This is a genomic window from Streptomyces sp. TLI_171 (assembly GCF_003610255.1).
In the GTDB taxonomy this organism is placed as follows: domain Bacteria; phylum Actinomycetota; class Actinomycetes; order Streptomycetales; family Streptomycetaceae; genus Kitasatospora.
On the sequence record NZ_RAPS01000001.1, the window covers coordinates 2334242 to 2355774 of the forward strand.

The following is a 21533-nucleotide window of genomic DNA, read 5'->3' on the forward strand; positions in this document are numbered from 1 at the left end:
GCGCCGCACGGACGGGCCCTCGCCCGGCCCAGGGGCCGACAAACGGGAAGAGGCCCCGCCCCGGTGCGCATCCGCGCTCGGGACGGGGCCTCTCTCGTGTCCGAGTTCAGGCCGCTGAACAGGGCTTACAGCACCTGGAGCACCTTGCGGAGCTCGAACGGGGTGACCTCGGAGCGGTACTCCTCCCACTCCTGGCGCTTGTTGCGGAGGAAGAAGTCGAAGACGTGCTCGCCCAGGGTTTCGGCGACGAGTTCGCTGCGCTGCATCAGGTCGATGGCTTCGCCGAGGTTCTGCGGCATGGGCTGGATGCCGAGGGCGCGGCGTTCGGCGTCGGTGAGGGCCCAGACGTCGTCGTCGGCGCCCGGCGGGAGTTCGAGGTTGTCCTCGATGCCCTTGAGGCCGGCGGCGAGGGTGACGGCGTAGGCGAGGTAGGGGTTGCAGCCGGTGTCGAGGGAACGGACCTCGATGCGGGTGGAGCCCTGCTTGCCGGGCTTGTACATCGGGACGCGGATCAGCGCGGAGCGGTTGTTGTGGCCCCAGCAGATGTAGGAGGGGGCTTCGCCGCCGGCGCCGGCGGTGCGCTGGGAGCCGCCCCAGATGCGCTTGTAGGAGTTGACCCACTGGTTGGTGACGGCGGCGGTCTCGGCGGCGTACTTGAGCAGGCCGGCGATGAAGGAGCGGCCGACCTTGGAGAGCTGGTACTCGGCGCCGGACTCGTGGAACGCGTTGCGGTCGCCCTCGAAGAGGGAGACGTGGGTGTGCATGCCGGAGCCGGGGAAGTCGGAGAACGGCTTCGGCATGAACGAGGCGTGCACGCCCTGCTCGAGCGCGACCTCCTTCATGACCAGGCGGAAGGTCATGATGTTGTCGGCGGTGGAGAGCGCGTCGGCGTAGCGGAGGTCGATCTCCTGCTGGCCGGGGGCGCCCTCGTGGTGGCTGAACTCGACCGAGATGCCCATGGATTCGAGCATGGTGATGGCCTGGCGGCGGAAGTCGTGGCCGATGCCGCGCGGGGTGTGGTCGAAGTAGCCGGACTGGTCGGCGGGGGTCGGCGGGGTGCCGTCGCCGGGCAGGTCCTTGAGCAGGAAGAACTCGATCTCGGGGTGGGTGTAGAAGGTGAAGCCCTGGTCGGAGGCCTTCTCCAGGGTGCGCTTGAGGACGTAGCGCGGGTCGGCGTAGGAGGGGGAGCCGTCGGGCATCAGGATGTCGCAGAACATCCGGGCGGTGCCGGGGTTCTCGGAGCGCCACGGCAGTATCTGGAAGGTGGTCGGGTCCGGCTTGGCGATCATGTCGGACTCGTAGACCCGGGCGAAGCCCTCGATCGCCGAGCCGTCGAAGCCGATGCCCTCCTCGAAGGCCTGTTCCAGTTCCGCCGGTGCAACCGCGACCGACTTGAGGAAACCGAGGACGTCGGTGAACCACAGTCGGACGAACCGGATGTCACGCTCCTCGAGCGTGCGAAGCACGAACTCCTGCTGCTTGCCCATGGGGACAGTCTCACCTCTGCTCTTTACGCGCGTGTTACGCCGCCCGCACCGGCCGGCCCGGTCCGGCGACATGCTCGCCGGGACCGCGTCGGCACCATCATGGCGGATCTTCGCCCGCTTGCCGAGCCTGGACGGTCCTGGACGGTCCGCACGCCGAGCGGGGACCGCCGGTACGCCGGCGGGGGCACCCCCGCGACATAGCGTCAGTTAGACGATTACACTCGGGGGCATGCCGAATCTGCGTCTCGCCCTGTGCCAGATCGACCCCTGGGTCGGTGACCTCGCCCGCAACAGCGAGGAGGTGCTGCGCTGGTCCAAGCGGGCCGCCGAGTCCGGCGCGGACCTGATCGCGTTCCCGGAGATGGCCCTGACCGGCTACCCGGTGGAGGACCTCGCCTTCCGCGGCTCCTTCGTGGAGGGCTCCCGCCGGAGCCTGGTGGAGCTGGCGGGGAAGCTGGCCGCCGAGGGGCTGGGCGACATCCCGGTGCTGGTCGGCTACCTGGGCCGCGGCGAGCCGGGGACGAAGTACGCGGGCCGGCCGCAGAACTGCGCGGCGGTGCTGCGCGGCGGTGAGGTGGTGACCCGGTTCGCCAAGCACTTCCTGCCGAACTACGGCGTCTTCGACGAGTACCGCTACTTCGTCCCGGGCGACCAGCTGACGGTCCTGCGGCTGCACGGCGTGGACGTCGCGCTGGCGATCTGCGAGGACATCTGGCAGGAGGGCGGCCGGGTCACCGCCACCGGCCAGGCCGGTGCGGGCCTGCTGCTGTCGATCAACGGCTCGCCGTACGAGCGCGACAAGGACGACGTCCGCCTGGAGCTGGTGCGGCGCCGGGCCGCCGAGGCGGGCTGCCCGCTGGTGTACCTGAACATGGTCGGAGCGCAGGACGAGCTGGTCTTCGACGGGGAGTCGCTGATCGTCACCGCGGACGGCGAACTGCTGTCCCGCGGCCCGCAGTTCGAGGAGGCGCTGCTGGTGGTCGACCTCGACCTGCCGGCCGCCGACCCGGACGCCCTGCCGGACGGCGCGGTGCTCGCCGACGGCCTGCGGCTGACCAGGGTCGACCTCGGCGGCGCGCCCAAGGAGCAGCCCGAGCCGATCCGCCCGCAGGTCGGCGAGCGGCTGGACGACGAGGCCGAGGTGTACGCGGCGCTGGTCGAGGGCACCCGGGCGTACGTCCGCAAGAACGGCATGCGCTCGGTGCTGATCGGCCTGTCCGGCGGTATCGACTCGGCGCTGGTGGCGGCGATCGCGGTGGACGCGATCGGCGCGGAGAACGTGTACGGCGTCTCGATGCCCTCGCAGTACTCCTCGCAGCACTCCCGCGACGACGCCGCCGAACTGGCCCGCCGGACCGGACTGCACTTCCGCACGGTGTCGATCGCCCCGATGTTCGACGCCTACATGGGCGCCACCGAGCTGACCGGCCTGGCCGAGGAGAACCTGCAGTCCCGGCTGCGCGGCACCCTGCTGATGGCGATCTCCAACCAGGAGGGCCAGCTCGTCCTCGCGCCGGGCAACAAGAGCGAGCTGGCGGTCGGCTACTCCACGCTGTACGGCGACTCGGTGGGCGCGTACGGGCCGATCAAGGACGTCTACAAGACGCTGATCTTCCAGCTGGCGCGCTGGCGCAACGCGCAGGCCGAGGCGCGCGGCGAGGTCCCGCCGATCCCGGAGAACACCATCTCCAAGCCGCCGTCCGCGGAGCTGCGGCCGGACCAGAAGGACACCGACTCGCTGCCCGACTACGACCTGCTGGACGCGGTGCTGAACCGCTACGTGGAGGGCGACCAGGGCCGGGACGCGATCGTCGCCGAGGGCTACCCGGCCGAGGTGGTGGACCGGGTGGTGCGGCTGGTCGACCTGGCCGAGTACAAGCGCCGGCAGTACCCGCCGGGCCCGAAGGTCTCGCCGAAGAACTTCGGCCGCGACCGCCGGCTGCCCATCACCAACCGCTGGCGGCAGGGCTGACACCGGCCGCCGGAGGGGGTTAGGGTGAGCGCCGCAGCACGCGCCCGATCATGGACGGCGCGCCGGACCGAGGAGGTGGGAGAGATCACCGTGCAGGTCGTCGAGGTGCTCCCCCGCCGCCAGGTCGCCGCGGCCTGACCGGGCGGGGAGCCCGCAAGGCTCTTCGAGAGGTACCCGTGTCACTCCCCCCTCCCCATGTCGTCGACCGGCTGCGCGCGGCCGGGTGCGTCTTCGCCGAGGACGAGGCCCGGCTGCTGCTGGCCGCCGCCGAGCATCCGGCGCAGCTCACCGAGATGATCGAACTCCGCTGTGCGGGGCACCCGCTGGAGCAGGTGGTGGGCTTCGCCGAGTTCGCCGGGCTGCGCATCGCGGTCGCTCCCGGGGTGTTCGTGCCGCGCCGGCGCAGCGAGTTCCTGGTCGCGCGGGCGGCCGCGCTGGGCGGTCCCCGTTCGGTGGTGCTCGACCTGTGCTGCGGATCCGGCGCGATCGGCGCGGCGCTGGCCGCCCGGCTGGGCGGCGGCATCGAGCTGCACGCCGCCGACGTCGACCCGGCGGCGGTGGACTGCGCCCGCCGCAACCTGGCCCCGTACGGCGGCGTCGTGCACCTCGGGGACCTGGACGCCCCGCTGCCGCGGTCGCTGCGCGGCCGGGTCGACCTGCTGCTGGCCAACGCCCCGTACGTGCCCACCGGGGAGATCCCGCTGCTGCCGCCGGAGGCCCGCGACCACGAGCCGGCCGCCGCGCTGGACGGCGGCGCCGACGGCCTGGCGGTGCAGCGCCGGGTGGCGGCGGCCGCGCCGCGCTGGCTGGCGCCCGGCGGGCGGCTGCTGATCGAGACCAGCGGGCGGCAGGCCGCGGCGACGGCCGGGCTGATGGCGGATCAGGGTCTGACGCCGGTGGTCGCCGAGGACGAGGAGCTGGACGCCACCGTGGTGGTCGGCAGCCGGTGACTCAGTAGCGGTAGTCGGCGGCCACCGCGAGGTGGTCGCTGGCGTCCGCCGGCAGGGTCCGGGAGTCGGTGGGGACCAGGCCGCCCTTGCTGAGGATCTGGTCGATCCGGGCCAGCGGGAAGGAGGCCGGCCAGGAGAAGCCGAACCCGTCGCCGGCCGCGCCCTGGGCGGAGCGCAGCTGCGAGGTGATCGGGGCCAGGCTGCGGTCGTTCATGGTGCCGTTGAGGTCGCCGAGCACCAGCACCTTGCGCAGCGGCTCGTGCTCGATGGCGTCGCCGAGGGCCTGCGCGCTGACGTCGCGCCGGCCCGCGGTGAAGCCGCTGTCGAACTTGACCCGGACCGAGGGCAGGTGGGCGACGTACACGGCGAGCGGGCCCTTGGGGGTGGTGACCTCGGCGCGGAACGCCCTGGTCCAGCCCATCTTGATGTCGACCACGGTGATCCCGTCGATCGGGTAGGTCGACCAGAGGCCGACGGTGCCCTCGACCGCGTGGTACGGGTAGGCCGCGGCCAGCCCGGCGGTGTAGACCGGTGCGGCGGCGGCCGACACCTCCTCCAGGGCGACGATCTCCGCGCCGGAGGAGGTGAGCATCCGGATGGTGCCCTGCGGGTCGTCGTTGGCGGCGGCCACGTTGTGGGTGAGCACGGTGAAGTCGCCGGGGCCGCTGCTCTTGTCGACCAGCAGCGCGCCGAACAGGTTCAGCCAGACCGCGGCGGGCAGCAGCGCCGCCAGCACGGCGATCCCGGCGCGGCGCCAGAGCGCGAGGCCCAGCAGCACCGGGACGGTCACGCCCAGCCAGGGCAGGAAGGTCTCCAGCAGGCTGCCGAGGTTGCCGACGGTGTTGGGCACCTGGGCGTGGAACACCAGCAGCAGGGTGACCAGCAGGCCGAGCAGGGTGAGCGGCCACGCCCGCCGCAGGTCGAGCCAGCGGCGCAGCTTCTCCCGTCGGGTCTCGGCCTGTTCGTCCGCCAGTACCGCCGGGCCGTCCGCCCGCACCATGCCCGCTCCTTGCCGCCGTACCCGGTCGGCGACCGCCGACCCCGTTCCCGACCTGCACCGATCCGATTCTCGGCTCAGCCTATGACGGGATGGACGCGGGGAAGCGCCCGGAAAGTTCCACGCCTGGGCCGGACGGGGCGAGCGGGGCGGCTACCCGGCGGCGATGCCCTGCAGTGCGGCGTCGACCATCTGGCGGGGCAGGTCGGGGTCCTCCAGCGGGGCGTCGTCCCACAGGACGGTGCGCACCAGGATCGGTCCGATCAGCATCTCGCAGAGCAGCTCGACGTCCAGGTCGGAGCGGAGCTCGCCGGCCTCGACGCCGCGCCGGACGATCTCGCGGATCATCGCGCGGCGCGGGTGGACCACCCGTTCGTGGTAGGTCTGCTTCAGTTCCGGCCAGCTGTTCATCTGGCCCAGTGCGGACCTGACGACCCATCGGGAGCGCTTGAGCAGGCCGCGCCGGCGCATGTAGTCGACGGCGTTGATCAGGTCGTCCCGGTAGGTCGGGCCGGTCATCGGGGGCGGCGGCTCCTCCAGCCGGGCCACCACGTCGACCAGCAGGGCCTCCTTGTTGGGCCAGCGCCGGTAGATGGTGGCCTTGCCGACGCCCGCCTCGGCCGCGATCCGCTCGATGGACAGCTCGGACAGGCCGAGGCCGTCCTCCATCAGCTTCTCCACGGCCCCGTAGATCGCCTGTTCGGCGGCCTCGCTGCGCGGGCGGCCCCGCCGCGGAGCGTCCTGCTCCCCGGCGGGGCCGTGGCACGGCTGTGGCGGAGTGTCGGCGCTCGTCATGGCCATATTCTCCACCCTCCGGATCACACCTTGGCTGGGCTCGCGCCGGAGTCCGTCCGGCCCTGGGCGCCGGCCGCCGGGGCGCCGGGCCCGCCGGGTGCGGCGACCTTGCCGGGCAGCAGGAGCAGCGCGAGCACCGCGCCCAGCACGGTGACGCCGGCCGAGACGCCGGAGACCACGTGCATGGCGGTGATGAAGGCGTCCTTGGCCGGGTCGACCAGGGCGGGCAGCTGCAGCCGCTCGGCCACCCCGAGGGTGGACTCGATCGACTCGCCGGCCCGGTCGCGGACCGGGGCGGGCACCGCGGCGAGGTGGTCCTCCATGCCGTTGCGGTACACGGTGGACAGCAGCGCGCCGAGCACCGCGATGCCGAGCGAGCCGCCGACCTGGCGGAAGGTGTTGTTCAGCGCGGAACCCGCACCGGCCTTCTCGCGCGGCAGCGAGCCCATGATGGCGACGGTCACCGGCGGCATCACGTGCGCCATGCCGGCGCCCATCACGAAGCCGAGCACGATCAGCAGCCAGATCGGGCTGGTCGCGGTGAGGAAGGCGTAGCCGAGGAAGCCGAGGGTGACCAGCAGCATGCCGCCGGCGCAGGTCAGCCGGACGCCGAAGCGGTCGACCACCAGCCGGGCCCGCGGTGCGAAGACCAGCTGGGCGACGGCCAGCGGCAGCATCAGCTCGCCGGCCTCCAGGGCGCTGTAGCCGCGCACGCTCTGGGTGTAGAACACGCCGAAGAACGAGACGCCCATCAGCGCGAAGAACACGATGCCGACCACGCCGATGGACGCCGAGAACACCCTGTTGCGGAACCAGCTGACGTCCAGCGCCGGGTGCCGGCTGTGCTTCTCGAAGAGCACGAAGGCGACCAGCGCGAGCACGCCGACCAGGGTGGGGACCCAGGCCTTCGGGTCGGTGAAGTCGGCCAGCTCGCCGCCCTTGATGATGCCGTAGATCAGCGCCACCAGGCCGACGATGGACAGCAGCACGCCGATCGGGTCGAGCTTGCCCGGCCTGGGGTCCTTGGAGTCGGGGACCAGCCAGCCCATCAGGCCGAGCGCCACGATCACGATCGGGACGTTCACCAGGAACACCGAGCCCCACCAGAAGTGCTCGATCAGCAGGCCGCCGGTGATCGGGCCGATGGCGATGGCCAGGCCGACCGCGCCGGCCCAGATGCCGATCGCCTTGGGCTGCTCGTGCCGCTCGAAGACGTTCATGATGATGGCCAGCGTGGCGGGCATCACGAAGGCGCCGCCGAGGCCCATCACGGCGCGGTAGCCGATCAGTTCGCCGGGGCTGGCGGCCAGCGCGGACAGCAGCGAGCCGAGGCCGAAGACCAGCATGCCGGCCAGCAGCGTCCACTTGCGGCCGAACCGGTCGCCGAGCAGGCCGGCGGTGAACAGCAGTCCGGCGAAGACCAGGGTGTAGGAGTTGATCGCCCATTCCAGGTCGCTCTGGCTCGCGCCGAGGCCCACCGGGGCGGGGGTGGCGATGGTCTTCATCGCCACGTTGAGGATCGAGTTGTCGAGCACGACGACCAGCAGGGCGAGCACCAGGGTGCCCAGGATCCACCAGCGTCGGCGGTGCACGGATTCCGGCACCCGGGGTGCCTGGAGGGGAGCGGGCGAGGTCATACGAACAGCCTAGACCTCTTTTCGATACGAGACGGTCCCGTATCGCAACGGTCCGGTAAAGGCGGGTAAAGACCTTCCCAAGGGCCCGCGGGAGCCGCCCCGACACCACGGGACTCCCGACTCTTTGCGCACGGCGCACGGCGTGCAAGCATGGAGCCAGATCCGGGGACGCCGCACGGCGCCACGAGACGACACACACCAGGAGTCTGTTCGATGAACGCCTCTCCGCTTCAGCCTGCCCAGACGCAGGACGCGCCCGCCAACACCCTCTACGGCGGCGTCACCAACCGCCGCGTGACCGTCCGCGACCTGGCCAAGGCCAAGCGCAACGGCGAGCGTTGGGCGATGCTCACCGCGTACGACGCGCTCACCGCCGGGGTCTTCGACGAGGCCGGCATCCCCGTCCTGCTGGTCGGCGACTCGGCGGGCAACTGCCACCTCGGCTACGAGACCACCGTGCCGGTGACCATGGACCAGATGGTGATGCTCTCCGCCGCCGTCGTCCGCGGCACCCAGCGCGCACTCGTCGTCGCCGACCTGCCGTTCGGCTCGTACCAGGAGTCGCCCTCCCAGGCCATGCACAACGCCGCCCGCCTGATGAAGGAGGCCGGCGTGCAGGCCGTCAAGCTGGAGGGCGGCGAGCGCAGCGCCCGCACCATCGAGCTCCTGGTCGACGCCGGCATCCCGGTGATGGCGCACATCGGCCTCACCCCGCAGTCCGTGCACGCCTTCGGCGGCTACCCCGTCCAGGGCCGCGGCGACGAGGCGGCCCACCAGCTGCTCCGCGACGCCAAGGCCGTCCAGCAGGCCGGCGCCTTCGCCGTCGTCCTGGAGGCCGTCCCCGCCGACCTGGCCACCCAGGTCACCGAGCACTCCGCGATCCCCACCGTCGGCATCGGCGGGGGCAACGGCACCGACGCGCAGGTCCTGGTGTGGACCGACTTCGCCGGCATGACGGCCGGCCGCGTCCCCAAGTTCGTCAAGCAGTACGCCAACCTCCGCGCCACCCTCGCGCAGGCCGCCACCGAGTTCGCCGCCGACGTCCGCGACGGCTCCTTCCCCGGCCCGGAGCACAGCTTCAGCTGACCCACGCGGCCCCTCGCACCGCTGTCAGCGGCTCTGACAGCAGGCTGACAGCGGTGTGACAGCCGGGCCCGGCACGGTGTTCCCATGACACGAATCGAGCGGAACGCCGTGGAGGTCCACGGCATCGTGAAGCACTACGGGGAGACCAAGGCCCTGGACGGGGTCGACCTGGCGGTGCGCGAGGGGACGGTGCTCGGACTCCTCGGGCCGAACGGGGCCGGCAAGACCACCCTGGTGCGGGTGCTGTCGACGCTGATCAAGCCCGACGCGGGCACGGCGTTCGTCGGCGGCTACGACGTGCTGCGCCAGCCCAAGCAGCTGCGCCGGACCATCGGCCTGACCGGCCAGTACGCCTCGGTGGACGAGCTGCTGTCCGGCTACGAGAACCTGTACCTGATCGGCCGCCTGCTGGACCTCTCGTCCAAGGACGCCAAGGCCCGCGCCGCCGAGCTGCTGGAGCGCTTCTCGCTGACCGACGCGGCCAAGCGCCCGGCCAAGGGCTACTCGGGCGGCATGCGGCGCCGCCTGGACCTGGCGGCCTCGATGATCGGCCGGCCCAAGGTGCTGTACCTGGACGAGCCCACCACCGGCCTGGACCCGCGCACCCGCAACGAGGTGTGGGACGAGGTGCAGCGGATGGTCGGCGAGGGCTCGACGGTGCTGCTGACCACCCAGTACATGGAGGAGGCGGAGCAGCTCGCCCACGAGCTGACCGTGATCGACAAGGGCCGGGTGATCGCCAACGGCGGCGTCCAGGAGCTGAAGGCCCAGGTCGGCGGCAAGAGCCTGCAGGTGCGGCCGCTGCACCCGGCGGAGCTCCCGGAGATGGCGCGCTGCCTGCAGGAGGCGGGCATCCCGGCGACGTTCTCGGACGAGTCCGAGCTGCTCTCCGTGCACCTGACCGACGACGAGCAACTGACCACCGTGATCGGGGTGCTGGGCACCCGGGGGTTCGGGATCGCCGGCATCGACACCAAGCTGCCCAGCCTGGACGAGGTGTTCCTGACCATCACCGGCAAGTCCGCCGTCGCCGCCCAGACCCGTCACAAGGAGCCTGTCGCATGAGCACCGCCACCCTGACCGCCGCGCCCGCGATCGCCTCCGACGACACCCGGATCGGGCTGCGCGCCAACCTGCGCCACCTGGGCGCGCTGACCCGCCGCAACCTGATGCGGATCAAGGCCGACCCGGAGTCGATGCTGGACGCGCTGCTGATCCCGGTCATCATGATCGTGCTGTTCGTCTACGTGTTCGGCGGCGCGATGGCCGGCAACCAGCACGAGTACATGCAGTACATGGTGCCCGGCCTGCTCGGCACCACCGGCCTGAACCTGGCGATGGCGCTGGGCACCGGCCTGAACACCGACTTCCAGACCGGGGTGATGGACCGATTCCGCACCCTGCCGATCGGGCGGTCGGCGGTGCTGCTGTCGAAGATGATCGCCGAGACGCTGCGGGCGCTGGTCGCCTTCACCGTGCTGATCGGCTTCGCGATGATCCTCGGCATGGACATCCAGGGCGGCTTCCTGAACCTGCTGGGCGCGGTCGGCCTGTCGCTGGTGTTCGGCGCCTCGCTGATGTGGGTGTCGATGCTGCTGGGCATGTCGCTGCGCAGCGCGCAGGCGGTGCAGGGCATGTCGATGCTGGTGATGATGCCGCTGCAGTTCGGCAGCTCGATCTTCGCCAACCCGACCACCATGCCCGGCTGGCTGCAGGCGTTCACCAAGCACAACCCGCTGTCGGCGCTGGCCGACGCCTGCCGCGCCCTGATCAACGGCACGCCGGTCGGCAGCTCGGTGGTGACGGTGCTGATCTGGTCGGCGGCGATCACCGTGGTGACCGCGCCGATGGCGGTGGCCCGCTTCCGCAAGCGCACCTGACGGCCCGGCGCCCGACGGTGCGTCAGTCCGCGGCCCCGAACGAGCCGGGATCGTTCATCAGGGCGGACGCCTCACGCAAGGTGAGGCGTCCGCCCTGTTCGTACGAGGCCGCGTAGTCCTCGGCGCCGAGCAGGTCGCGCAGCAGCCGGGCGCACCGGGTGTACTCGGCGCGCTCCATGAAGGACCCGGGGGTGCCGCTGAGTCCGTTGTGGGCGCCGAGCAGTTCGGCGGCGCGGCGGGCGGCGGCGGGTTCGCCGCGCAGCCGGGCGTACTCGGTGAGGGCGCCGGCGATCGGGGTCATCAGCATCATCGCCATGTGCTCGACGAAGATGGTGGCGCCGCCCTCGACCTCGGTCATGGTGCGGCGGCCGGTGCGCATCAGCGCCAGGCCGGAGACCGGGTCGCCGGCCCGGGCCACCACCCAGCCGCGGACGCAGGTGACGATGCCGCCGAACACCGACGGGAACGGGACCCGGTAACCGGGGTCGACGGGCAGCTCGTCGAGCACCGCGAGCGCCTCGGCGAAGTCGCCGCGCGTCACCGCCAGGTTGCACAGCACCAGGCGTCCGTACAGCCGGGCGCCCTCGGCGTCGGTGCTGTCGAAGGCGGCGTCGGCGACCGCCTCGCGGACCATCCGCTCGCCGGCCTCCGGGTCGCGCTCGGCCACCACCTCGCCGAGCCGGGCCCGCAGCATCGGCACCTCCTGGTGCGCGCCGAGCTGGATGCTCAGCTCGATGGCCTGCCGGAAGGCCAGCTCGGCCTGCTCGGCGTCACCGGACTTGGTGGCGTTCTCGGCCTTGCCGGACAGCGCGTCCGAGCACCCCCAGCGGTCGCCCATCGCGGTGTAGAGGGCGAGCGCCTCCTCGCTGTCGGCGATCGCCTGCTCCAGGCCGCCCGCCAGGTCGTTGAGCAGCCGGGCGCGCAGCTGCAGGGCGAAGGCCAGGTCGCCGGGGCCGCCGTGCACCCGGGCGCCGGCCACCGCGTCGTCCATCACCTCGCGGGTGCGCTCCATCTCGCCGGTGAGGAAGACCGTGAACACCCGGCTGAGCACCGGCTGCCGGTAGGACTGCGGCAGGTCGCGGGTGTAGGTCTCCAGGATCCGGCGGGCGGTGTCCAGCGCGCCGGAGTCGTCGAGCAGGCTCATGTCGCCGGAGAACAGGCTGATCAGCCGGTGCAGGCCGAGCTGCCGGCGGGCCTCGTCGAGCAGGTCGGGCGGCATCGGCAGCGGTGCGTCCAGCGGGCCGGCGGCGAGCGGGACGGGCGGCGGCGCGTCGTCGGCATACGGGTCGGGGCCGAGCGCGGCGACCGCCTCGTACCAGGTGCGGGACTCGGTGCGGTAGTCGCGCAGCATCCAGTAGCCGGCCATCGACAGCGCCAGCGCCAGGCCCTCCTGCTCGTCGCCGGTGTCGACGGCGCGGCGCAGCGCGGCCCGGACGTTCTCCTGCTCGCGGTCGAGGCGGGCGAGTTCGTCGAGCTGGCCGGGGCCGTGCAGGTTCAGGTAGGCGTGGCGGCTGAGCTCCCGGTAGTAGGCGGTGTGGCGGTGGCCGGTCTCGGGTTCGGCGGCCTCGGCGAGGCGCTCGGCCGCGTACTCGTGGATGGTCTCCAGCATCCAGTAGCGCGGCTGCTCACCGAGGCCCGCCACCAGCAGCGACTTGTCGACCAGCGAGAGCAGCAGGTCGGCGACCTCCGCGCGGGGCACCGACTCGCCGTCGGCGACGACCTGTTCGGCCGCCTCCAGGGTGCAGCCGCCGGCGAACACCGACAGCCGGCGCAGCACGGCGCGCTCGCGCGGGCCGAGCAGGTCCCAGGACCAGTCGACGACCGCGCGCAGGGTCTGCTGGCGCGGCAGCAGCGTCCGGGAGCCGGCGGTGAGCAGGGCGAACCGGGAGTCCAGCCGCTCGGCGAGCTGGCGCGGCGTCAGGCCGCGCAGCCGGGCCGCGGCGAGCTCGATGGCCAGTGGCAGGCCGTCCAGCCGGCGGCACAGCTCGGCGCAGGCCGCCGGGTCCTGGTCGACGCGGAAGTCCGGGCGGGCGGCGGCGCCGCGTTCGCCGAGCAGCCGCAGCGCGGACGGGTCGGGCAGCGGCTCGACCGGCAGCACCGCCTCGCCCGGGACGCCCAGCGGCTCGCGGCTGGTGGCCAGCACCGTGACGCCCGGGCAGTCGGCGAGCAGCCGGTCGGCGAGGTCGGCGGCGGCCTGGATGACGTGCTCGCAGTTGTCGAGCAGCAGCAGGACCCGGCGCCGGCCGAGGTGGTCGACCACCCGGCGCACCGGGTCCTTGCGGCCGCCCTCGATGGCCTCGGCGACGGCGCCGCCGGTGTGCAGCACCGTCTCCCGCAGGCCGAGCGCGGAGGCCACCGCGTCCGGGACGGCCGCGGGGTCCTCCAGCGGGGCCAGCTCGATCTGCCACACGCCGCCGGGCCAGCGCTCGGCGTCCTGCTCGCGGCGGCCCGCCTCCACCGACAGCCGGGTCTTGCCGGAGCCGCCCGGCCCGGTCAGCGTGGTGAGCCGGCCCGCCGTCAGGGCGCCCGCCACGGTGGCGAGTTCGCTGTCCCGGCCGACGAAGCTGGTCCGGCCGGGGCGCAGGTTCCCGCCGGCCGCGCCGGCCCTGGTCGCGCGGGCCGGCGCGGGCGCGGGCTGCGCGGTCAGCAACTCCTGGTGCAGGGCGCGCAGTTCGGGCCCCGGATCGGTGCCGAGCTGATCCGCCAGGATGCGCCGGACCTCCTCGTAGCGGTTCAGTGCCTCCGCGGTGCGGCCCGCGGCCCGCAGGGCGCGCAGCTGCAGCGCGTGCAGCTGCTCGTCCAGCGGGTGCTCGCGGCAGAGTTCGGCGAGCTCGGCGGTCACCTCGGCGGCCCGGCCGAGCGCCAGCTCGGCGGCCAGCCGGTGCCGGCGGGCCTCCTCGTGCCGGCTCTCCAGCCGGGCGGCGGGGCCGGTGCGGTCCGGCAGGTCGGCCAGCGCCGGGCCGCGCCACAGCGCGAGCGCCGCGTTCAGGTGCTCGGCGGCGGCCGCCGGGTCGCCGTCCTCCAGCGCCCGCGCCCCGTCGGCGGCCAGCCGCTGGAACTCCGCGACGTCGGTGCGCGCGCCGGTCAGCCAGTACCCGGCGGGCCCGGAGCCGATCTCGGCCCGGCCCACCGTCCGGCGCAGCCTCCCGACCAGCGTCTGCAGCGCGGCGGCGGCGTCCTGCGGCGGCTCGTCCGCCCACACCTCGTCGGCCAGCAGCTCGGCCGGGACCGGCCGGCCCTCGCGCAGGGCCAGCGCGGCCAGCAGGGCGCGCAGCCGGGCGCCGCCGAGCGCGACCGGGGTGCCGTCGTCGTGGTGGGCGGTGGTGGTGCCGAGGATGCCGTAGTGCACCCGCCCATTCTGGGGGACGCGCCGAGCGGTCGGCGCACACCCGTGCGGAACGCCCGGTCGCTCCCGTACGTTCACCCGGGGCCGCTTGTCCGGCGCACCCCGCGGGCGGCATGATCGACGCCTGCCCCCGCCGTCCCACCTCCGGAGCCCGAGCCGCCATGACCTTCGCCAGTACCAGTCAGCGCAGCGTGGAGAACCGGGTCAGCCCGATCTTCCTGGTGCTGGCCGCCACCTTCGTCGCCTCCGGCTGGGCACTGGGCACCGGCTGGGGCAACGCCGGGATCGGCGTGTTCCTGTTCGTGGTGGCGGGCTGGATGGTCTCGCTCTGCCTGCACGAGTACGCGCACGCCCGCACCGCGCTGCACGGCGGCGACATCACCATCGGCGCCAAGGGCTACCTGACGCTGAACCCGCTGAAGTACGGGCACGTCCTGCTGAGCTTCGTGCTGCCGGTGATCTTCGTGATCATGGGCGGCATCGGCCTGCCCGGCGGCGCGGTCTACATCGAGCGGGACCGGATCTCCGGCCGGCTCAAGCACAGCCTGATCTCGGCGGCCGGCCCGCTGGTGAACGTGGCCTTCGCCGTGGTCACGCTGCTGCTGGTCGGCGGGGGCTGGTTCGAGGACCCGGACATGCCGGCCACCACCGGCGACGGCGGCATGTACGTGCACTCGGCGCTGCCGTCGGCCCTCGCGTTCCTCGCCTACCTGCAGGTGACCGCGGCGATCCTGAACCTGCTGCCGGTGCCCGGCCTGGACGGCTACGGCATCATCGAGCCCTGGCTGTCCTACAAGACCCGGCGGGCGATCGCCCCGTACGCGCCCTACGGCATGCTGGTGCTGTTCGCGCTGGTGTGGCAGAGCCAGGTCGGCCAGTGGCTGTTCGACCTGACGATGCGGATCTTCGACCTGTTCGGCGTCGACGGCCGCTACATGGGCGTCGGCTACGAGCTGTTCCGCTTCTGGAACTAGCCCCGCTCGGCCGCGGCCCGGGCGCGCTGCTCGGCGCGGTCCTTGCGGACGTAGTACCACGCCATGTTGCTGGCCACTCCCGCCATCAGGATCCACACCACGCCGAACCACTTGCCCTCGACGAACGAGACCACCGCGGCGGTCACCGCGAGGACGAGGACGATCGAGGCGTACAGGGCGTTGCGGGGCATGGCGGGGCTCCTCGTGCTGACGGTGTGCCCCGCCATTCTCGCAGGTGCGGCGGAGTCGGCTCAGACGTCGGTGATGCGCAGGCCCGCGTGGGCCTTGTAGCGCCGGTTCACCGAGATCAGGTTCGCCACCAGCGACTCGACCTGGTGGGCGTTGCGCAGCCGCCCGGCGAAGATGCCGCGCATGCCGGGGATCACCGAGGCCAGCGCCTGCACGATCTCGGTGGCGGCCCGGTCCTCGCCGAGCACCATCACGTCGGTGTCGATCGACTCCACCGACTCGTCCTGCAGCAGGACGGCCGACAGGTGGTGGAAGGCCGCGGTGACGGTGGAGTCCGGCAGCAGCGCGGCGGCCTGCTGGGCGGCCGAGCCCTCCGGGACCTGCAGCGGGTAGGCGCCCTGCTTGTCGAAGCCCAGCGGGTTGACGCAGTCGACCACGATCTTCCCGGCGAGCTCGGCGCGCAGCGCGGTGAGCGTCTCGGCGTGGCCGTCCCACGGCACCGCGACGATCACCACGTCGCTGTCGGCGGCGCAGGCCGCGTTGTCGGCGCCGCGGATGCCCAGGCCGAGCTCGGCGGCGCAGGCCTCGGCGCGCTCGGCGCTGCGGGAGCCGATCACCACCCGCTGGCCGGCCTTGGCGAGCCGGTGGGCGAGGCCGCGGCCCTGGTCGCCGGTGCCGCCGAGGACACCGACCACGAGGTGGGAGACGTCGGGCAGGGTCCGGCCCGGACCGGCCGTCGCGTTCACTGAATCGGGTTGCGTCATGCCGAAGATCCTGCCAAACGGCAGGCCCGGGCAGCATGCTGTCGCGCATGGACGCGGTGAGAGTTTCCGCACTCCGGCAGTCACTGGCCGGCACCGGCTGGCCCGAACGGGCGGGTGCGTTCGCCGCCACCCTGCGCGGCTCGGTCACCAGGCGCAGCGCCGGCGGCCTACTACTGGTCGGCACCCCGCGCTACGAACCGTGGCACCTGGCGGCCCATCTGAGTGACGAGGCCGCGTACTGCGGGCTGCCGGAGCTGGCCCCGACGCTGCTGCGGCACAGCGTCCCGGCCGGCGCGCCGGACCACCTGGCGTGCGGGCTGCCGCGGCTGGAGGAGGCGGGCGGCGGCGCGACGGTGCTGCTGGTCGCCCCGTCGCCGGCCGACGCGCCGCTGCTGGAGCGGCTGGACGACGCCCGCCGGGCGGGGGCGGTGCTGCTGGCGCTGGACGACGGCGACCCGGAGCTGACCGATCTCGCGCACGAGCGGCTCACCGTGCCGGGGGCCGCGCCGGAGCCCTTCGAGCTGGTCCAGCACCTCGTCAGTTCGGCGGCCGCCGGCGTCCCGCCGCGCTCCCGGCTGGCGCGGCTCGCCGAGCGGCTGACGGCCTCGCCGGTGCTGCGCTGGTGAGGGCGGCCGGCCCGGGCCCGGAAAACCCGTTGCCGGCGGGGTGCCATGTGACGCAGCATCTGGCCATGTGACAGGTACCGCCCGGTTCTTCCGCAAGCTGCTCCCCGATCTCACGCCCTGGCGCGAGTCGCGGGACTTCCGTCTGCTCTGGGCCTCCGGCTGCGTCACCGGTTTCGGCAGCTTCCTGTCCTTCGTGGCGCTGCCGATCCAGATCAAACAACTGACCGGCTCCGCCTTCGCGGTGGGCCTGGTCGGCGCGTTCGAGCTCGTCCCGCTGGTGGTGTTCGGCCTGTGGGGCGGGGCGCTGGCGGACGCCCTGGACCGGCGCCGCCTGGTGCTGCTCAGCGAGGCGGGGCTGGCCCTGCTGGCCGCGCTGATGCTGGCCAACTCGCTGCTGCCGCACCCCCTGCTGTGGCCGATCTACCTGGTCGCGGCGCTGACCGCGGCGCTGGACGGCCTGCAGCGCCCGGCGCTGGACTCGCTGACCCCGCGGGTGGTCGCGCACGACCGGCTGCCCGCCGCGTTCGCCCTGAACTCGCTGTACCGCAACGTCGCCTCGGTGGCCGGCCCGCCGCTGGCGGGCGTGGTCGTCGCAGTCGCCGGGGCGCGCAGCGCGTACGCCCTGGACCTGCTCACCTTCCTGGTCTCACTGGCGCTGATCTCCCGGATGCGGGCCGTCCCGCCGGCGGAGAGCGCCGAGGCGCCCTCGCTGCGCACCATCGGGCAGGGCCTGCGGTACGCCTGGGGCCGCAAGGACCTGCTGGGCACCTACGCGATCGACCTGGTGGCGATGCTGTTCGCCTACCCGGTGGCGCTCTACCCGTTCCTGGCCGCGTCGATGGACGCGGAGTGGGCGCTGGGCCTGCTGTACGCCGCCACCGCGGCCGGCGCGCTGGCGGTGGCCGCCACCGGCGGCTGGACGGCCCGGGTGCACCGGCACGGCCGGATGCTGCTGTTCGCCGCGCTCGGCTGGGGCGGCGCGATGGCGCTGGCCGGCCTGGCCGGGAACGTCTGGCTGGTGCTGCTGTTCCTGGCGCTGGCGGGCGGGGCCGACCAGATCAGCGGGGTGGCGCGGTCGACGATCTGGAACCAGTCCATCCCCGACGAGCTGCGCGGCCGGCTCGCCGGGGTGGAGCTGCTGTCCTACTCGGTGGGCCCGCAGCTCGGCCAGGTGCGGGCCGGCGGCATGGCCGCGCTGATCGGCGTGCGGGGCTCGATCTGGGCGGGCGGGGCGCTGTGCGTCGCGGGCGTGCTGGCGCTGACCGCGGCGATCCCCAAGCTGCTGGCCTGGGACTCGCGCACCGACCCGCACGCGCTGGCCGTCCGCGACCAGCACGAGCGGCAGGCCGCGACGGTCTCCTGACCGCCCGTCGGCCCCGGGTCAGCTCCTCGGCTCCTCGTCGTTCCAGCGCGGGTCCTCGCGCCACTCCTGGTTCCGCTCAGCGGCGGTCTCCAGCGCCTTCGCGGCCTCCTCCCGGGTGGCGTACGGGCCGAGCCGGTCCTTGGCCGGGCACTCCGGGCCCTCCTCGACCTTGCCGTGCTTGATGCAGTAGAACCACTCCCCCGGCTGCCCGGTGGGCTTGCGGCCGAACGCCATCGTCTGGTCTCCCGTCCTGGTGGGCCCGCGGCCGGGCCGCGGCGGTCTGCGGTGATCATTCCCGGCGCCCCGGCCGCGCACACGGCCCGGGGCGGGCGGATGGCGGCGGATACACTCGCCGTCATGGCTCTGGTACCCGGCACGCAGTCCCCCACCCGCAAGGTCCCCGCGCACATCGCGCGACCGGAGTACGTCGGCAAGCCCGCGCCGACCCCGTACACCGGCCCCGAGGTGCAGACCGCGGAGACCATCGAGAAGATGCGGATCGCCGGCCGGATCGCGGCGCGGGCGATGGCGGAGGCGGCGAAGCTGATCGCCCCCGGCGTGACCACCGACGAACTGGACGCCGTCGCCCACGCGTACATGTGCGACCACGGCGCCTACCCGTCCGACCTCGGCTACCGGGGGTTCCCGAAGTCGATCTGCACCTCGATCAACGAGGTGATCTGCCACGGCATCCCGGACTCGACGGTGCTGCAGGACGGCGACATCGTCAACATCGACGCCACCGCCTTCATCCACGGCGTGCACGGCGACCTGAACGCCACCTACCTGTGCGGCGAGGTGGACGAGGAGTCCCGGCTGCTGGTCGAGCGGACCGAGGAGTCGCTGAACCGGGCGATCAAGGCGGTCCGCCCGGGCCGGCAGATCAACGTGATCGGCCGGGTGATCGAGTCCTACGCCAAGCGGTTCGACTACGGCGTGGTCCGGGACTTCACCGGCCACGGCATCAACACCTCGTTCCACTCCGGGCTGATCGTCCCGCACTACGACAGCGACCGGGCCACCCAGGTGATCAAGCCGGGCATGACCTTCACCATCGAGCCGATGCTCACCCTGGGAACCTACGACTACGAGATCTGGCCGGACGGCTGGACGGTGGTCACCAAGGACCGCAAGCGGACCGCGCAGTTCGAGCACACCCTGGTGGTGACCGCCGACGGCGCCGAGGTCCTCACGCTGCCCTGACCCCCCGTCAGCGCACGCGGACGGCCCGCCACTCCCGCTCGGGGGTGACGGGCCGTCCGCCGACTCGTCCTGCCTTATCGTTCCTGCGCGCCGCGGGCGGTGCCCCGGCTCAGCCGATCAGCCACTGCTCCTGGGCGACCGCGCCGACCTCGGTGCACGCGTCGGTCAGCACGTCCAGCACCCGCAGCGGGTCCGGCAGCGGCTGCTCGGGGCCGCGCAGCCAGCGCACCCGGGAGCCGTCCGGCAGCGCGGCCGGCGGGACCAGGGTGTACGAGCCGCGGCAGTGCCAGCGCAGGCCCGGGTGCTCGGAGACGGTGTCGGGGGTGGAGTCCAGCGCACTGGTCCACCACTCGTCCTCGTCCTGCGGGGTGCCCCGGGTGGCGGTGAAGAACAGGTAGCGGTCCTCGCCGACGGCGGCCACCGGGCCGCCCACGCCCTGCGCCTCCAGCCGCTGCAGCGCCAGGACGCCGGCCTCGGCCGGGACGTCCAGCACGTCGTGCGCCCGGCCCGTCGCGGTGACGAAGTTCGCCTCCGGGTCGCGGGACAGCCAGCGCGCCAACTGTTCGGCGTCGACGGTGGCCTGGGACTGCCAGGCGAAGGACACCGGATGCTGGGCCGGGGCCGGACAGCCGACCCGGTCGCACGAGCACCGGTGGCCGGCCGGGTGCGCCGCCGGCGCCACCGGGAACCCCGCCCGGACCGCCCCCAGCAGCAGATCCAGCCTCGCAGCCGCGTCCCCTCCGGTGTCCGGCCGGTCGTCCCGCTCGCCCCGCCGCCACCAGGACGTCCACCTGCTGCTGGCTTCCATCTGGCCCCTTCCGCCCGCACCTGCCTGAGCTGCCGTGCCAGGTACGGCACGGCCACACGACGCAACATCCGACGCCAACGCACGGAGCCGCTCGCTGCTTCCCGAACCGGTGCACCACGCGGGGGCGTCTTGCCGTCGACCGGCGCCGGGTTCTCCGGGCGGCCGACGTCCGGGGTCGGGTACGGAGAACGAGAGTTGCACTCGGCGGGCGGGCGCACCTCGGCACGCGCCACCCGGCCCGTACGGGGCCCGCGGACCCGGGTGGAACCCCGGGGGCGTACGTAGCAGGATAAGGCTCCCGGAGGCCTCCGGATGACCGGGGGCGATGCCTCTCCCGTCACACCCGCTCCACGCCGCCGCTGCGGAACGGACACACCCGTACGCTCCGGGCATCTCGCGCCGCGCCTACCCTGGTCGGGTGAAGAGCGCCGACACCGAGTTCATCGGGGGCCCCCTGGACGGCCGGGTCCTGCCGATCCTGCTGGGCCCGCTGCACAACGTGCCCAAGGTCTACCGGGTGCCCGTCCCCGCGCACGGGGACACGCCCGCGACCACCCTGGTCTACCGGCGCGCCAAGGAGTACCACCCCAAGGGCCGGTTCCGGTGGCGCTACGAGTACGACGACGCCGCCACCGGCTGACACCCCGTCAGTCGACGGGGCGCCGGGTTCAGGCCTCCTCGGCCAGGATCAGGTACATCTTCTTCTTCGTCTCGGCCAGCACCGCGAGGCCCTTGGCGCGCTGCTCCTCGGTGCCGGTCATCATGACCTGCCGCACGGCGTGGTCCACCGCCGCGAGCGCGGCGCCGACCTCCTGCACGGCCTCCCAGTCGTCCCGCCGGCCGGCCTCGTCCCACGGGGACGCGCCGCCCTGCTCGGCCTCGACCCGGCCCTGCTCGGTCAGTTCGAACAGCTTCTTGCCGGACTCCTCGTTGGCCTTGATCAGCCCCTCCTCCTCCAGCAGCTGGAGGGTCGGGTAGACCGATCCCGGGCTGGGCCGCCAGACCCCGCCGGTGCGCTCGCCGATCTCGGTGATCATCTCGTAACCGTGCATCGGCCGCTCTTGCAGCAGCGCCAGCAGCGAGGCCCGCACGTCGCCGCGTCGGGCCCGGCCGCCGCGCCGGCCGCCGTGACCGCGCGCCCCGTGCCCCCGAACCCGCGACCGCGCGGCCCGAACGGCGGGCCGAACGGCGGCATCGGCCGCCCCGGCGCACCGAACGGCCCGAACGCCGGCCGCCCCTCGAACTCGGCGGCCCCCTCGCCGGGCACCCCCGCACGTCCCGGCCGCCCCGGGCCCTCGGCCCAGCGACGCCGACTCTCTCCGCCATTGCGCTTGTCGTACCGCATGACGCACACCTGCTTTCCATGGTTGTCGGATGCGACTCTCATCGAAGCATCTCGATAACTCGACGATATATCGCTAACTATCGGATGACAACCTCTTTCCGATACTCGGCC

19 protein-coding genes and 1 pseudogene are annotated in these 21533 nt (G+C 73.3%); 10 read left to right on the forward strand and 10 right to left on the reverse strand.

Annotated features, from left to right (window positions below):
* Nucleotides 1-125: 125 nt before the first annotated feature.
* Nucleotides 126-1487 (reverse strand): glutamine synthetase family protein, encoded by a 1362-nt coding sequence (locus BX266_RS10585; protein WP_099898777.1) that lies wholly within the window; start codon nucleotides 1485-1487, stop codon nucleotides 126-128.
* Between the two features lie 229 nt (nucleotides 1488-1716).
* Here BX266_RS10585 and BX266_RS10590 point away from each other — a divergent pair, with 229 nt between their 5' ends.
* Together BX266_RS10590 and BX266_RS10595 are read left to right on the forward strand one after the other, a co-directional pair.
* Nucleotides 1717-3459, forward strand: coding sequence for an NAD+ synthase (locus BX266_RS10590; protein ID WP_099898779.1), 1743 nt, complete (start codon nucleotides 1717-1719; stop codon nucleotides 3457-3459).
* 176 nt (nucleotides 3460-3635) lie between these two features.
* Nucleotides 3636-4409, forward strand: a complete 774-nt coding sequence (locus BX266_RS10595) for a putative protein N(5)-glutamine methyltransferase (RefSeq protein ID WP_259464640.1) — start codon at nucleotides 3636-3638, stop codon at nucleotides 4407-4409.
* Nucleotide 4410: 1 nt separating this feature from the next.
* Here the strand turns inward: BX266_RS10595 and BX266_RS10600 are convergent, their stop codons facing one another.
* The 3 genes from BX266_RS10600 to BX266_RS10610 all read right to left on the reverse strand — a co-directional run bounded on the left by BX266_RS10600 (nucleotide 4411) and on the right by BX266_RS10610 (nucleotide 7838).
* Nucleotides 4411-5409 carry an endonuclease/exonuclease/phosphatase family protein gene (locus BX266_RS10600; protein WP_099898783.1) on the reverse strand — a complete coding sequence of 333 codons (999 nt, stop codon included), beginning with the start codon at nucleotides 5407-5409 and terminating at the stop codon, nucleotides 4411-4413.
* A 150-nt stretch (nucleotides 5410-5559) separates the two neighbouring features.
* Complete coding sequence (locus tag BX266_RS10605; RefSeq protein WP_099907665.1) at nucleotides 5560-6201, reverse strand: TetR/AcrR family transcriptional regulator; 642 nt, start codon at nucleotides 6199-6201, stop codon at nucleotides 5560-5562.
* Nucleotides 6202-6224: 23 nt separating this feature from the next.
* Nucleotides 6225-7838 (reverse strand): MFS transporter, encoded by a 1614-nt coding sequence (locus BX266_RS10610; protein ID WP_099898785.1) that lies wholly within the window; start codon nucleotides 7836-7838, stop codon nucleotides 6225-6227.
* A 213-nt stretch (nucleotides 7839-8051) separates the two neighbouring features.
* Here BX266_RS10610 and panB point away from each other — a divergent pair, with 213 nt between their 5' ends.
* The 3 genes from panB to BX266_RS10625 all read left to right on the forward strand — a co-directional run bounded on the left by panB (nucleotide 8052) and on the right by BX266_RS10625 (nucleotide 10804).
* A complete protein-coding gene (gene panB, locus BX266_RS10615) occupies nucleotides 8052-8924 on the forward strand; it encodes a 3-methyl-2-oxobutanoate hydroxymethyltransferase (protein ID WP_099898787.1) in 873 nt (290 codons plus the stop codon).
* 84 nt (nucleotides 8925-9008) lie between these two features.
* Complete coding sequence (locus tag BX266_RS10620) at nucleotides 9009-9989, forward strand: ATP-binding cassette domain-containing protein (protein ID WP_099898789.1); 981 nt, start codon at nucleotides 9009-9011, stop codon at nucleotides 9987-9989.
* A complete protein-coding gene (locus BX266_RS10625) occupies nucleotides 9986-10804 on the forward strand; it encodes an ABC transporter permease (RefSeq protein ID WP_099898791.1) in 819 nt (272 codons plus the stop codon). The genes BX266_RS10620 and BX266_RS10625 overlap by 4 nt, the downstream gene beginning before the upstream one ends.
* A gap of 22 nt (nucleotides 10805-10826) precedes the next feature.
* Here BX266_RS10625 and BX266_RS10630 read toward each other — a convergent pair whose 3' ends face one another.
* Entirely contained in the window at nucleotides 10827-14153 is a 3327-nt protein-coding gene (locus BX266_RS10630; protein ID WP_099898793.1) for a BTAD domain-containing putative transcriptional regulator, read from the reverse strand.
* 158 nt (nucleotides 14154-14311) lie between these two features.
* Here BX266_RS10630 and BX266_RS10635 point away from each other — a divergent pair, with 158 nt between their 5' ends.
* Nucleotides 14312-15124 carry a site-2 protease family protein gene (locus BX266_RS10635; RefSeq protein WP_099898795.1) on the forward strand — a complete coding sequence of 271 codons (813 nt, stop codon included), beginning with the start codon at nucleotides 14312-14314 and terminating at the stop codon, nucleotides 15122-15124.
* Here BX266_RS10635 and BX266_RS10640 read toward each other — a convergent pair.
* Entirely contained in the window at nucleotides 15121-15315 is a 195-nt protein-coding gene (locus BX266_RS10640) for a hypothetical protein (protein ID WP_099898797.1), read from the reverse strand. The genes BX266_RS10635 and BX266_RS10640 overlap by 4 nt on opposite strands.
* Before the next feature lie 60 nt (nucleotides 15316-15375).
* Nucleotides 15376-16077 (reverse strand): NADPH-dependent F420 reductase, encoded by a 702-nt coding sequence (gene npdG, locus BX266_RS10645; protein ID WP_099898799.1) that lies wholly within the window; start codon nucleotides 16075-16077, stop codon nucleotides 15376-15378.
* Between the two features lie 47 nt (nucleotides 16078-16124).
* Between npdG and BX266_RS10650 the strand changes: the two genes are divergently transcribed.
* Nucleotides 16125-16703, forward strand: a complete 579-nt coding sequence (locus BX266_RS10650) for a hypothetical protein (protein ID WP_099907667.1) — start codon at nucleotides 16125-16127, stop codon at nucleotides 16701-16703.
* Nucleotides 16704-16770: 67 nt separating this feature from the next.
* A complete protein-coding gene (locus tag BX266_RS10655) occupies nucleotides 16771-18066 on the forward strand; it encodes an MFS transporter (protein WP_099898801.1) in 1296 nt (431 codons plus the stop codon).
* Between the two features lie 18 nt (nucleotides 18067-18084).
* Here the strand turns inward: BX266_RS10655 and BX266_RS10660 are convergent, their stop codons facing one another.
* Nucleotides 18085-18300 carry a hypothetical protein gene (locus tag BX266_RS10660; RefSeq protein WP_099898803.1) on the reverse strand — a complete coding sequence of 72 codons (216 nt, stop codon included), beginning with the start codon at nucleotides 18298-18300 and terminating at the stop codon, nucleotides 18085-18087.
* A gap of 123 nt (nucleotides 18301-18423) precedes the next feature.
* Here BX266_RS10660 and map point away from each other — a divergent pair, with 123 nt between their 5' ends.
* Nucleotides 18424-19269 (forward strand): type I methionyl aminopeptidase, encoded by an 846-nt coding sequence (gene map, locus BX266_RS10665; RefSeq protein ID WP_399169397.1) that lies wholly within the window; start codon nucleotides 18424-18426, stop codon nucleotides 19267-19269.
* A 109-nt stretch (nucleotides 19270-19378) separates the two neighbouring features.
* Here map and BX266_RS10670 read toward each other — a convergent pair whose 3' ends face one another.
* A complete protein-coding gene (locus BX266_RS10670) occupies nucleotides 19379-20077 on the reverse strand; it encodes a bifunctional DNA primase/polymerase (protein WP_099898805.1) in 699 nt (232 codons plus the stop codon).
* A gap of 418 nt (nucleotides 20078-20495) precedes the next feature.
* On the opposite strand from BX266_RS10670, the gene BX266_RS10675 reads away from it, so the two are divergent.
* Nucleotides 20496-20717, forward strand: a complete 222-nt coding sequence (locus BX266_RS10675; RefSeq protein ID WP_099898807.1) for a hypothetical protein — start codon at nucleotides 20496-20498, stop codon at nucleotides 20715-20717.
* Between the two features lie 28 nt (nucleotides 20718-20745).
* Here the strand turns inward: BX266_RS10675 and BX266_RS10680 are convergent.
* Nucleotides 20746-21422, reverse strand: a pseudogene (locus tag BX266_RS10680) (PadR family transcriptional regulator).
* Nucleotides 21423-21533 lie beyond the last annotated feature (111 nt).

Coding starts and splice junctions, on each gene's coding strand:
- panB (WP_099898787.1), top strand. CDS start 8,052: ATGAACGCCTCTCCGCTTCAGCCTGCCCAGACGCAGGACGCGCCCGCC.
- BX266_RS10650 (WP_099907667.1), top strand. CDS start 16,125: ATGGACGCGGTGAGAGTTTCCGCACTCCGGCAGTCACTGGCCGGCACC.
- BX266_RS10585 (WP_099898777.1), bottom strand. CDS start 1,487: ATGGGCAAGCAGCAGGAGTTCGTGCTTCGCACGCTCGAGGAGCGTGAC.
- BX266_RS10625 (WP_099898791.1), top strand. CDS start 9,986: ATGAGCACCGCCACCCTGACCGCCGCGCCCGCGATCGCCTCCGACGAC.
- BX266_RS10640 (WP_099898797.1), bottom strand. CDS start 15,315: ATGCCCCGCAACGCCCTGTACGCCTCGATCGTCCTCGTCCTCGCGGTG.
- map (WP_399169397.1), top strand. CDS start 18,424: ATGGCTCTGGTACCCGGCACGCAGTCCCCCACCCGCAAGGTCCCCGCG.
- BX266_RS10600 (WP_099898783.1), bottom strand. CDS start 5,409: ATGGTGCGGGCGGACGGCCCGGCGGTACTGGCGGACGAACAGGCCGAG.
- BX266_RS10605 (WP_099907665.1), bottom strand. CDS start 6,201: ATGACGAGCGCCGACACTCCGCCACAGCCGTGCCACGGCCCCGCCGGG.
- BX266_RS10610 (WP_099898785.1), bottom strand. CDS start 7,838: ATGACCTCGCCCGCTCCCCTCCAGGCACCCCGGGTGCCGGAATCCGTG.
- npdG (WP_099898799.1), bottom strand. CDS start 16,077: ATGACGCAACCCGATTCAGTGAACGCGACGGCCGGTCCGGGCCGGACC.
- BX266_RS10670 (WP_099898805.1), bottom strand. CDS start 20,077: ATGGAAGCCAGCAGCAGGTGGACGTCCTGGTGGCGGCGGGGCGAGCGG.
- BX266_RS10635 (WP_099898795.1), top strand. CDS start 14,312: ATGACCTTCGCCAGTACCAGTCAGCGCAGCGTGGAGAACCGGGTCAGC.
- BX266_RS10590 (WP_099898779.1), top strand. CDS start 1,717: ATGCCGAATCTGCGTCTCGCCCTGTGCCAGATCGACCCCTGGGTCGGT.
- BX266_RS10620 (WP_099898789.1), top strand. CDS start 9,009: ATGACACGAATCGAGCGGAACGCCGTGGAGGTCCACGGCATCGTGAAG.
- BX266_RS10660 (WP_099898803.1), bottom strand. CDS start 18,300: ATGGCGTTCGGCCGCAAGCCCACCGGGCAGCCGGGGGAGTGGTTCTAC.